Here is a 10,415-nt window from a genome sequence, read left to right as displayed (position 1 = left end):
CTATCGCACTCCCGCGACGGCGCGACCGGCCCGGCAGGTCCGCGACCCCGCTCACTCGCGGATCTGACCGTCCCCCTCGACGATCCACGTCGTCGTCGTCAGCTCGGCCAGCCCCATGGGGCCGCGGGCGTGGAGCTTCTGGGTGGAGATGCCGATCTCCGCGCCGAGACCGAGCTGGCCGCCGTCGGTGAAGCGGGAGGACGCGTTGACGATCAGCGCCGCGGAGTCGAGCTCGGTCGTGAAGCGGCGCACCGAGGTGACGTCCTGGGTGCAGATGACCTCCGTGTGGCCGGAGGAGTAGCGGGAGATGTGCTCGAGCGCCTCGTCGAGGGAGTCGACGACCTTGACCGCGAGGTCGAGGGACAGGTACTCGGTCTCCCAGTCCGCCTCGGTCGCGGCCTCGAACCGCAGCCCGCCGGGGACGGTCGGGGCGACGGCGGCGACGTCGTCGTCGCCGTGGATGGTCACGTCCTCCTCCCGCAGCGCGGCGAGCACGGCGGGCAGGAAGGCACGCGCGACGTCCCGGTGGACCAGCAGCGTCTCGGCCGCGTTGCACACGCCGGTGCGCTGGGTCTTGGAGTTGAGCACGATCGGCACCGCCTTGGCGACGTCGGCGCTGGCGTCGACAAAGATGTGGCAGTTGCCCACCCCGGTCTCGATGACGGGGACGACGGACTCGCGCACGACGGTCTGGATGAGGTCCGCGCCGCCCCGCGGCACCAGCACGTCCACCAGGCCGCGGGCGCGCATGAGCTCGACGGCGCCAGCGCGGCCGTAGGCGTCGATGGACTGGATGAGCTCCCGCGGGAGGCCCCGGGCCGCCAGCGCGTCGCCGAGGACGCCCACGATGACGGCGTTCGAGCTGGCCGCGGCCGAGCCGCCACGCAGGATCACGGCGTTGCCGGACTTCAGCGCCAGGCCCGCGGCGTCGACGGTGACGTTGGGACGGGCCTCGTAGATCATGCCGACCACGCCCATGGGCACGCGCACCTGGCGCAGGCGCAGGCCGTTGGGCAGCGTCGACCCGCGGACGACCTCGCCGACCGGGTCGGGCAGCGCGGCGAGCTCCCGCAGGGCGTCCGCGATGGCGCCGATGCGCGTCTCGTCTAGCGCGAGGCGGTCCAGCAGCGAGGTCGTCATGTTGGTGGCGCGGCCGCGCTCGAGGTCCTCGGCGTTCGCCGCGACGATGCGCGGCGCGTCGGCGACGAGCGCGTCGGCCATCGCGAGGAGGGCGGCGTCCTTGGTCGCGCGGGTCGCGGTCGCGAGCACCCGGGACGCCTTCTTCGCCGCGCGGGCCACGTCGGTGACGGCGACGCCGACCGAACCACCTGGGGTCGCGGCACTGCCGATGGCCGCGGACGCGGGCTCCTGCGCGGGAGTGACAAGGGTCTCGCTCATGGGACCAGCGTAGATGGGGCCATCGCCGGCGGGTAGCGCGGCGCCACCTGGTGGGCACCGCCGTCGGGCGCCACCTGCTGGGCACCGCCGTCGGGCCGGCGCCACCGGCGCGCGACGCCGCATGGTTCCCGGATGGGGCGCGGCCAGCAAGTTCGTTAAGTTCTGTCCATGGCAACTCTGTCCGACGGCGGCGCAATCATCCAGGTCAACGGCTGCGGCCTGCACTACTGGGCCCACGGGCAGGGCGACCCGGTGGTGATGACCCACGACGCCGGCATGGACCACACGGTCTTCGACGCGCAGGTCGCGTACCTCCTCGAGGCGGGGTACCGGGTCGTGACGTGGGACCTGCCGGGGCACGGCCTCTCGCAGCCGTCGGAGGTGCCGTTCGGCCCGGGCACGCCGGCGGAGCCGTTCGACCCCGCGCGGGCGGTGGACGACCTGCGCGTGCTGCTCGAGACACTCTCCATCGTGCGTCCGGTCCTGGTCGGCCAGGGCCTCGGCGGCAACATCAGCCAGGCCTTCGTTCGACGCGCCCCGGACCATGTCCGCGCCCTCGTCGTCATCGGTGCGGCGTCCAACACCGGCCGGATCTCCCTCGGCGAGCGACTCGTCCGCCTCGTCAAGGCCGCGGTGGTCCGCCGCGTGCCGGCGGGACGGCTGCCCGCCGTCCTCGCGAACCGGGCGACCACGACCCGGACGGCACGCGCCTACGCCGAGCGGTGCTACGCCCGCGCGGGCCACGAGGAGCTGCTGAACCTGTGGCGCTCCCCCGACCTGCTCCGCGCCCGTAAGCGCTTTTACCGCACCCCCGTCCCGCTCTGCCTGATCCGCGGCGAGCGTGACAAGACCGGCACGGTCGCCACCTCCATGCGCCGCTGGGCCGGCAAGGACCTCGTGAGGGTGAACACCGTCCCCGACGCCGGGCACCTCGCGACGCTGGACGCCCCGAACGGCGTCAACGCCGCGCTCGGCACCTTCCTGGAGAGCCTGCGGCCCGCCGCGCGCGACTGGTGACCGGCCGGCCGGCGACTTCACGCGGCCGGGCGCACCCTGCCCGCCCCGCGCGCCATGGCCGGGCGCACTTCGCCCGCCGCGCGTGTCATCGGGGCAGCTCCTCCGGTGGCCGCCTCCCGGTTGTGTGACGTAACGTCGCAAGGGCTAGTCCTGCGGACGCCTCCGGGCGTCCCGACCCGAGGAGGACCCATGGGCTTTCTGGGAAAGGCCGCCAAGAGCGGCCTGGCCATCAAGGCCATCCAGATCATCAAGCGTGAGGCAGCCAAACCCGAAAACCAGCGCAAGGCGAGGGAGCTGCTGGCCAAGGCCACCCAGCGCCGGGGCAAGCCCAAGATCTGACCCGGCGGAGCCCCGGACACGCGCCGCGCTGCCGCGGCCTGTAGGCCAGGAATGTCTGGGGCGCCCAGGCGTTGTACTCCCTGAGCCACCGGACGAAGGAGATACAGCATGGCGACGAAGAACCTCACCACCGCAGAGTTCGAGAAGACGGTCGGCACCGACGGCATCACGCTGGTCGACTTCTGGGCCGACTGGTGCGGCCCGTGCAAGCAGTTCAGCCCGATCTACGAGAAGGCGTCGGAGACCCACACCGACATCACCTTCGCCAAGGTCGACACCGAGGCCGAGCAGCAGCTCGCAGCCCAGCTGCAGATCACGGCGATCCCCACCCTCATGGCGTTCCGCGACGGCATCCTGGTGTTCTCCCAGGCCGGCGCGCTGCCGGCGAAGAGCCTCGAGCAGCTCGTCGAAGGCGTCCGAGGGCTCGACATGGAGGATGTGCGCAAGCAGATCGCCGAGCACGAGGCCGGTCACGACCACGAGGCCAGCCACCAGCACTGAGGCGCAGCAGCACTGAGGTGAGCCCTCACCACTGAGCTGCTTCCGCTCTCCGGCGCGCGGTCCACCGATGGTGGGCCGCGCGTTCGTCATCCCGGCCGCGCAGCGACCGAGAGGGCGGTGACCTTCAGGGCCGCGGCCTCGGCCGCAGCCGCGAGGGGCTATCCGGGCTGGACGCTCGGCACCGGCCCCTGCCGGATCCGGTCGAGCAGCGTCTGCGGCGTCTCCCGGTCGAAGTCCCACCGGGACTCGATCCACCAGGTGGCTCCGGCGTCGGCCAGGCCCTGGATCCTCGCGTGCGCCTCGCCGGGGTCGGCCGGCAGGATCCCCTCGACGACGACGTCGAACGGCCCCGCGTCCGGCGGGCGGTGCTCGGTCACCCACGCGAGCATCTTCGCGATCTCCTCGGGGGGCAGCGGTTCCATCGGGTTCGCGATGTTGGCCGGGAGGACGCCCTGCCGCGTGCTGGCACGGCGCATGGACCGCGGCGCCGGCCAGGCGCCCACCACCCAGATAGGGATGGGCGACTGGACCGGCGTCGGACGGAAGACCATGTGGCGCACGTGGTGATGCGTGCCGTCGTAGCTGAACGGCTCGCCCGTCCAGGCGCGGTCGAGGATGGCGAGGGTGTCGTCGAGCAGCTGGGCGCGCGTGCGGATGTCGGTGGTCTCCCCCGACACCCGGCTGTACCCGCCGTCGTCGACGGCACCGAGGCCGACCGGCATGACGAGCCGGCCGCCGGAGAGGTGGTCGACGGTCACCGCCTGGCGGGCAACTTCCCAGGGCTTGCGCCGCGGGAGGGAGAAGACCATGGCACCGATCCGGATGGTCGACGTCGTGGCCGCGACCGCGCCCAGCAGCGCCCAGGGGTCGAACGTGTCGTACGGGCCGACGCTGATGCCGTCCCACGTGAAGAACCCGTCCCAGCCCGCCCGCTCGGCCTCGACCGCCATCTGAAGGATCTGGTCGGTCGAGCCGCAGGTCGCCACGAAACCGAACTTCATGGGCCGACGGTAGCGGGGACCGCTCCGCCACGTCCCCTCGATCACCGCACTTTCGCGTCCTACGGTCGCGTCATGACGCCGTCGGCCCGGGCGGCGGTCAGAACGGCGGCTAGGACGGCCGTCAGAGCGGCGGTCAGAACGGTGGTCAGAGCGACGGCGGGCCGCGGCGGGCGAGCTCCAGGAGACGGTCGGGGGTGTCCCGGTCGACGTCCCAGCGGGACTCGATCCACCAGGTGACCCCCGCGTCCGCGAGCGCGCGCAGGTGCCCGCACCCGGCGGCCGGGTCGTCGGGCAGGACGCCCTCGACCACGACGTCGAACGGTGTCGGCGCGTCGGCCGGGCGGCGCTCGGCCACCCATGCCACCAGCTCACCGATCTCGGCGGGGGCCAGCGGATCGATCGGGTCGCACAGGCGCGACGGGAGGACGCCGTCCCAGGTGATGGCCCGGCCCATCGAGTCCGGCGCGGGCCAGGACGCCGTGAGCCAGATCGGGATCCGGGGGCTCTGCACCGGCCTGGGGCGCAGGACGAGGTCGTGCACCTGGTACTCCGGGCCGGCGTAGCTGAAGCTCTCGCCCTGCCAGGCCAGGTCGAGGATCGCCAGGGTGTCGTCCAGCTCCATGACGCGCCTGCGCGGGTCGGAGATCTCCCCCGAGACCCGGCTGTTCCCGCCGTCGTCGAACGGCCCCAGCCCCACCTGGACGACGAGCCGGCCCTCCGAGAGGTGGTCAACCGTGAGGGCCTGCCGCGCCACGACCCAGGGACGGCGGAGCGGGAGGGTCAGGAGCGTCGCGCCCAGCCGGATGGTGGAGGTGCTGACCGCGACGGCCGCGAGGAGGCTCCACGGGTCGAAGGCCTCGATCTCCGAGATGCCGTCCCACGTGAAGAAGCCGTCCCAGCCCGCGTGCTCCGCCTCCACAGCGAGGTCGAGCATCTGCCGAGCGGAACCGAAGCTGCCGGTCAAGCCGAACCGCATGGGTTGACGCTACGCCGTAAACCGGGGCCGTTGTAGGGCCTCATGCACCGCGTCGTGGGCGTGGCGGCCGGACGGCCTCCGGCGTCCCCGTCACCCCGCCTGGCGGAGGAACTCCTCGAGCAACGGGCCGGCCGTGTGCGCGCCAGAGTAGCCGTCCCCCACGAACACGGCGACGGCGAGGTCGCCCCGGTACGCGATCATCCAGGCGTGCGCGCGCGGCGGCACCTCGGTGCCGTACTGCGCGGTGCCGCTCTTCGCGCTGACCGGCTCGCCCGGCACGTCCAGGAGGAACGTGGAGGTCCCGTCGACGACGACGGCGCGCATGAGCCGCTGCAGCGCCTGGGCCTCGCCGGCCGCGAGTGGCGTGACGTCGTCCGCCGGCGCCGCGGCCCGGGCGCCCGCGCCGGCCGGCGCCGTCCCGCCGACGTCGGTGACGAGCACCGGGGAGACCCGTTCGCCGCGGGCCACCGACGTGGCGACGGTCGCCATGGCCAGCGGCGAGGCCTCCACCCGGCCCTGGCCGATCATCGAGGCGGCGTGCTCCGTGCCCGCGGCGTCGGTGGGCACGTTGCCGGCGAAGGACGGCACGCCGAGGTCGGCCGCGACGCCCAGGCCGAGAGAGGCTCCGGCGTCCGCCAGCTCCGCGGCGCTCACCCGGTCCCGGGCCGCGACCAGCGCCGTGTTGCACGAGGACGCGACGACGCCCTCGAGCGTCGTCGTCCCGGTGTCCCCGGCGGGGAAGTCCGGGTAGTTCCTGAACTCGCGTCCCTCGGCCGTGACGGTCGGCGTGCACTCCATCGGGCTGGCGACGTCGAGCCCCGAGCGCAGCAGGGCCAGGGCGGTGACGACCTTGAACGTGGACCCCGGCGCGAACGCGCCCACCGTCGCCGTGCTGAGCCCGTCCCCGCCGGGCCCGCTCGCGGCGGCGAGCACCTCACCGGTGGAGGGGCGCACCGCCACGATCGCGCTGGCCGGGACGACGGGCTCGAGCACCTGCTCGGCGAGCATCTGCAGCCGGGCGTCGAGGGTGAGCGTCACGTCGGCGCCGGCGGTCGGCTCCGAGCGGAAGATTTCCTGCTCGGTGCCGTCCCCGTGACGGATGACCATCGTGGTGCCCGGGGTGCCGCGCAGGGTGTCGTCGTACAGACGCTGCAGCCCGGACAGGCCCGCCTCGTCCCCGGGGCGGACGGCGCCGCCGGACTCCTCCACGATCTCGGCCGTCGCCTGCCCCACCGTCCCGAGGATGGGACGCGCGAAACGGCTCGTGGGCGCCAGGGGCAGCTCCCCCGCCACGGCGAGGACGCCGGGCAGCCGGCGGACGGCGGCCAGGTCGATGTCGCCGGGGTCCTCCGTCCGCACCACGATCGCCTCGACGAACGCGCGCGGACCCGCTGCCGCGACGCGCTCCGCGTACGCGTGCGAGTCGTCGAGCCCCACCGCCTCGGCCAGCGCGGCGGCGGCCCCGGCCGCGGCGTCCGGGTCGAGGTTGGCCTTGTCGATCCCCAGGCGCTGCACGGGCCGTGACGTGACGAGCACGCTCCGGCCGGCGCCCAGGATCTCTCCGCGTGCGGCCGGCGCGCGGCTGACGCCGAGGGTCCCGTCCGCGCCCAGGTTGGGGTGGATGAGCGCGGGTGACCAGGACGCCGACCAGTCGTCGCCGTCGTGGCTCAGCACGGCGAAGGTGCGGTAGGACACTTCCGTGCCGGTGCCGTTCACGCCCCACGTCCACTCGAGCTCGACGGACGCGGTCGGGTGCTCGCCGGAGTCGTCCACCTCGCCGATCTCGGCGACGACGACCGCGCGGGGAAGGTCCGCGACGTCGGCCAGAGCGAACTCAAGGCCTGCGGCCGCGGCCTGTCGCGCACCGGCGTCCAGGGGCGCGCCGGTCACCTCGCCGGACTCGAGGGCGGCCGCGAGCTGCTCGGCCGCCCCGGCAGGGTCGGGCGTCGCCGGAGAGCATGCAACCAGGCCGCCCGCCAGGACGACGAGGCCGGCCAGGGCGGCCACCGGGCGTCGTCGGGCGGTGGACCCCGCGGGCCGCGCGGGCCGAGCGGGCCGAGCGGGCCGCGCAAGCCGCGCGAGCCGCGCAGGCCGCGCGGGCGCCGCGGGCGGTGCCGCGGCGGCCTCCCCCGAGAAGGTGCGTCGGTGCGTCATGGGTGCAGCCAATCCCAGGCGATCGGGCTTGTCGAGCCCATAACGGCCGGTGTTCATAGTGAATGGCGGGGGCGTTCGTCTCGGGGAACGTTCGGCGCGATTTCAGGGGCCGTTCAGGGAGAACCCCGATATCGCCGTCCGACGACCGCTGCCAGGCTCGACGTAGCCCCCCGGCTCCCGCCGGACCACCACCCCTCATCCACGGAAATGGGACTCTCATGGACCTCCGCAAGGTCGCCTTCTGGGCCGTCTTCGTCACCGCCCCGACACTCGCCCTCGCCGGGTGCGGCACCGCCCTCGACGGACGTGCGGGCGCGCCCACCACGCAGGAGCGCGAGGTGGAGGCGGTCACCGCCGTGTCGCTCGCGGCCACCGGCCACCTCGACATCCGGGCGGGCGCCACGCCCTCGCTCCGGGTGACCGCCGGGGAGGACGTCATCGACCGGATCACCACCGACGTGCGCGACGGCGTCCTGGTCCTCGGCATGGATGACGCGGGATGGCGCCATCCCGGGGAGATCACGTACGAGCTCGTCCTCCCCGCCGTGGACACGATCACCGTCGCGGGCGCGGGCGACGTCGACGCGGACCTCGTCCCGACCCGGACGCTCGCGATCAACCTCGACGGAGCCGGCGACATCACGGCGCGCGGCATCGACGTCGACGAGCTCACCGTGCGGGTGGGAGGCGCCGGCGGCATCACCCTCACGGGTGCGGCCGACCGTCAGGTGGTGGCCATCGACGGGCTCGGCGAGTACGACGGCGACGAGCTCACCGCCCGGGACGCCGACGTCTCGATCGGCGGCGCGGGCGACGCCCACGTCCGCGTGACCGACACGCTCAGCGCCACGGTGGACGGCGCCGGGGAGATCACCCACTCCGGCGGCGCGCACGTGGTCAGCGAGGTCTCCGGCGTCGGGGACGTCCGCGAGGCGTAGCGCCGGGCACGTCTTCCGTGGACGGCCGCCGCCGCGCTGCCTAGCCTTGACGGCATGCGATGTTGACGCTCGTTCCCCCGTGAGGCACGCAGGCTCGCCCGGCTGAGCACCGGGTGGGCGCTTCTCGCGGAGAGCCTCCCGCTCTACCCGCTGTATGCCCTCCTCTTCGCCGACGCCGGCCTGAGCGACGCGCAGATCTCCGCCCTGTTCGCGATCTGGTCCGCCGTCGCCGTGCTGGCCGAGGTCCCGACCGGGTTGCTGGCGGACCGGTTCTCGCGGCGCGCCTCCCTCGTGGCGGCCACCACCGTGCAGGCCGCCGGCTTCGCGCTGTGGATCGTCGTCCCCGACTTCACCGGCTTCGCCGCGGGCTTCGTCCTGTGGGCGATCGGCGGCGCGTGCTCCTCGGGCGCGCTGGAGGCCCTGCTGTACGACGGCCTCGCCGCGGTCCGCGCGGAGGCGCACTACGCACGGCTGCTCGGGCGGGTCACCTCCGCGGGGTTGCTCGCCCAGCTCCCGGCCGCCGTCGCCGCGGCGGTCCTGTTCGGCGTGGGCGGGTACGCGCTGGCCGGCTGGGTCAGCGTGGGGTGCTGCCTCGCCGCCGCCGCGCTGGCGACGACGCTGCCCGAGCCGCCGCGCGCGAGTGTCGTCCGAACCCGTGAGCCCGACGACGCCGGCCGTGGCTACGTCGCGACGGTGGCCGCCGAGGTCCGGGGCATCGCGGCCCGCCCCGGGGTGCGTGGCGCCGTCGTCGCGGTCGCCCTGCTCACCGCCGTCGACGGGCTCGAGGAGTACTTCCCGCTGGCGGCCCGCGACATGGGCCTGCCCGTCGCGGGCATCCCCGTCGCCCTCATGGCCATCCCCGTGGCGGGCGCCGCCGGGGCGGCCCTCGGCGGCGCGGCACGCCTGCGGCGGCCGCTGCTCCTGGCGACCCTGCTGGGCATCGCCGCGCTCGTGCTCGGCGTCGCGGGCAGCACGCCGCACGTGGCCGGGCTGGTCGGCGTCGCCGCGTTCTATGGCGTCTACCGGATGGTGCTCGTGGCCGTGGACGCACGCCTGCAGGAGCGGATCCCGAGCGCCTTGCGGGCGACCGTGACGTCGGTGGCCGGCTTGGGCAGCGAGGTCGCGACGTTCGCGGTCTACGGCGCCTGGGCGGCCGGGCGCCTGACGGCCGCCGCCGCGCTGGTCGCCGCGCTCGCCGTCGCGCTGCCGGTGCTGCTGCGCGGGTCGGCGGTGGGCGTCGCCCGCGCTCGCGCCGGCCGATCTCGGGGTCCCGCTCAGGGAGGACCCCGATGACGCGCGAGGGCGGTGGGTGCCACGCTAGGGCCTTCACCGACTCCCGTCGCCCGAAACCAGAACCGAGAGGACCCCGATGGCGCTGGCCCGGATCCCTGCCCTGCTCACCCTCGCCGCCGTGACGGCGACGCTCGCCGCTTGCGGGAGCATCGCCGACGTCGGCCCGACGGCGAGCGAGGAGCGCGACATCGCCGACGTGACCGCCGTCCAGCTCTCCACGAGCGGCCGGCTCACCATCTCGACCGGGGGCGAGCCGTCCCTGACCGTCACCGCCGGGCGGAACGTCCTCGACCGCCTCACCAGCGAGGTGCGTGACGGCGTGCTCGTCCTCGGCGCCGAGCGCGGCATGCGCGGCACCCTGGGGGACGTCAGCTACGAGCTCGTGCTGCCGGAGGTGGAGGCGCTCACGGTCGAGGGCTCGGGCGACGTCGACGCCGACCTCGTCGCCACCGACGGCCTGAGCGTGACGGTGAACGGCTCCGGTGACGCCACGGTCCGCGGCGTCGACGTCGCCGACCTCGACGTGACGGTCGCCGGTTCGGGCACGGTCGACGCCGCCGGCACGGCGGGGCGCCAGTCGGTGCGCATCGACGGCTCGGGCGAGTACGACGGTGCCGACCTCGCGAGCACGGACGCCGAGGTCTCGGTGGACGGCTCCGGCGACGCGGCAGTCCAGGCCTCCGGCGCGCTGGACGCCAGCGTCTCCGGCAGCGGCTCCATCGTGCACTCCGGCGGCGCGAGCGTGCGCAGCGCGGTCAAGGGCTCGGGCGACATCTCGCAGCGGTAGGGCCGGGCGCC

The 10,415-nt window shown here is 74.5% G+C and carries 10 protein-coding genes; 6 read left to right on the top strand and 4 right to left on the bottom strand.

The window, feature by feature from the left end:
* Window positions 1-51: 51 nt before the first annotated feature.
* Window positions 52-1,398: a glutamate-5-semialdehyde dehydrogenase gene (locus tag EJK16_RS17165; protein WP_127131533.1), complete on the bottom strand. Its 1,347-nt coding sequence runs from the start codon at window positions 1,396-1,398 to the stop codon at window positions 52-54.
* Window positions 1,399-1,566: 168 nt separating this feature from the next.
* On the opposite strand from EJK16_RS17165, the gene EJK16_RS17160 reads away from it, so the two are divergent.
* The 3 genes from EJK16_RS17160 (at window position 1,567) to trxA (ending at window position 3,255) form a co-directional block, all read left to right on the top strand.
* On the top strand, window positions 1,567-2,415 hold the full coding sequence (locus EJK16_RS17160) for an alpha/beta fold hydrolase (protein WP_205739816.1): 849 nt from the start codon (window positions 1,567-1,569) through the stop codon (window positions 2,413-2,415).
* Between the two features lie 189 nt (window positions 2,416-2,604).
* On the top strand, window positions 2,605-2,754 hold the full coding sequence (locus tag EJK16_RS19710; protein WP_164737394.1) for a hypothetical protein: 150 nt from the start codon (window positions 2,605-2,607) through the stop codon (window positions 2,752-2,754).
* 108 nt (window positions 2,755-2,862) lie between these two features.
* Window positions 2,863-3,255: a thioredoxin gene (gene trxA, locus EJK16_RS17155; protein ID WP_127131531.1), complete on the top strand. Its 393-nt coding sequence runs from the start codon at window positions 2,863-2,865 to the stop codon at window positions 3,253-3,255.
* A 158-nt stretch (window positions 3,256-3,413) separates the two neighbouring features.
* On the opposite strand, the gene EJK16_RS17150 is transcribed toward trxA, so the two are convergent.
* From EJK16_RS17150 to EJK16_RS17140, 3 genes are all read right to left on the bottom strand, one after another.
* Window positions 3,414-4,256, bottom strand: coding sequence for an LLM class flavin-dependent oxidoreductase (locus EJK16_RS17150; protein ID WP_127131529.1), 843 nt, complete (start codon window positions 4,254-4,256; stop codon window positions 3,414-3,416).
* Window positions 4,257-4,401: 145 nt separating this feature from the next.
* Window positions 4,402-5,232 (bottom strand): LLM class flavin-dependent oxidoreductase, encoded by an 831-nt coding sequence (locus EJK16_RS17145; protein ID WP_127131527.1) that lies wholly within the window; start codon window positions 5,230-5,232, stop codon window positions 4,402-4,404.
* A gap of 90 nt (window positions 5,233-5,322) precedes the next feature.
* Window positions 5,323-7,239 carry a penicillin-binding transpeptidase domain-containing protein gene (locus tag EJK16_RS17140; protein WP_240646129.1) on the bottom strand — a complete coding sequence of 639 codons (1,917 nt, stop codon included), beginning with the start codon at window positions 7,237-7,239 and terminating at the stop codon, window positions 5,323-5,325.
* 365 nt (window positions 7,240-7,604) lie between these two features.
* Here EJK16_RS17140 and EJK16_RS17135 point away from each other — a divergent pair, with 365 nt between their 5' ends.
* From EJK16_RS17135 to EJK16_RS17125, 3 genes are all read left to right on the top strand, one after another.
* Window positions 7,605-8,324: a head GIN domain-containing protein gene (locus tag EJK16_RS17135; protein ID WP_164737393.1), complete on the top strand. Its 720-nt coding sequence runs from the start codon at window positions 7,605-7,607 to the stop codon at window positions 8,322-8,324.
* A gap of 102 nt (window positions 8,325-8,426) precedes the next feature.
* Window positions 8,427-9,617, top strand: a complete 1,191-nt coding sequence (locus tag EJK16_RS17130; protein ID WP_127131521.1) for an MFS transporter — start codon at window positions 8,427-8,429, stop codon at window positions 9,615-9,617.
* Window positions 9,618-9,693: 76 nt separating this feature from the next.
* The gene (locus EJK16_RS17125; RefSeq protein ID WP_127131519.1) at window positions 9,694-10,404 is read left to right on the top strand and encodes a head GIN domain-containing protein; all 711 of its coding nucleotides are present in this window, start codon (window positions 9,694-9,696) and stop codon (window positions 10,402-10,404) included.
* Window positions 10,405-10,415: the final 11 nt, after the last annotated feature.

Source organism: Georgenia sp. SYP-B2076, from assembly GCF_003991205.1.
In the GTDB taxonomy this organism is placed as follows: Bacteria; Actinomycetota; Actinomycetes; order Actinomycetales; family Actinomycetaceae; genus Georgenia.
Note: the sequence above shows the minus strand (reverse complement) of the source record. Positions and strands in the feature narration are given on the sequence as shown.

Excerpts from the sequence above, each read along its gene's own strand:
- EJK16_RS17165 (WP_127131533.1), bottom strand. The coding sequence starts at position 1,398 with ATGAGCGAGACCCTTGTCACTCCCGCGCAGGAGCCCGCGTCCGCGGCC.
- EJK16_RS17160 (WP_205739816.1), top strand. The coding sequence starts at position 1,567 with ATGGCAACTCTGTCCGACGGCGGCGCAATCATCCAGGTCAACGGCTGC.
- EJK16_RS19710 (WP_164737394.1), top strand. The coding sequence starts at position 2,605 with ATGGGCTTTCTGGGAAAGGCCGCCAAGAGCGGCCTGGCCATCAAGGCC.
- trxA (WP_127131531.1), top strand. The coding sequence starts at position 2,863 with ATGGCGACGAAGAACCTCACCACCGCAGAGTTCGAGAAGACGGTCGGC.
- EJK16_RS17150 (WP_127131529.1), bottom strand. The coding sequence starts at position 4,256 with ATGAAGTTCGGTTTCGTGGCGACCTGCGGCTCGACCGACCAGATCCTT.
- EJK16_RS17145 (WP_127131527.1), bottom strand. The coding sequence starts at position 5,232 with ATGCGGTTCGGCTTGACCGGCAGCTTCGGTTCCGCTCGGCAGATGCTC.
- EJK16_RS17135 (WP_164737393.1), top strand. The coding sequence starts at position 7,605 with ATGGACCTCCGCAAGGTCGCCTTCTGGGCCGTCTTCGTCACCGCCCCG.
- EJK16_RS17125 (WP_127131519.1), top strand. The coding sequence starts at position 9,694 with ATGGCGCTGGCCCGGATCCCTGCCCTGCTCACCCTCGCCGCCGTGACG.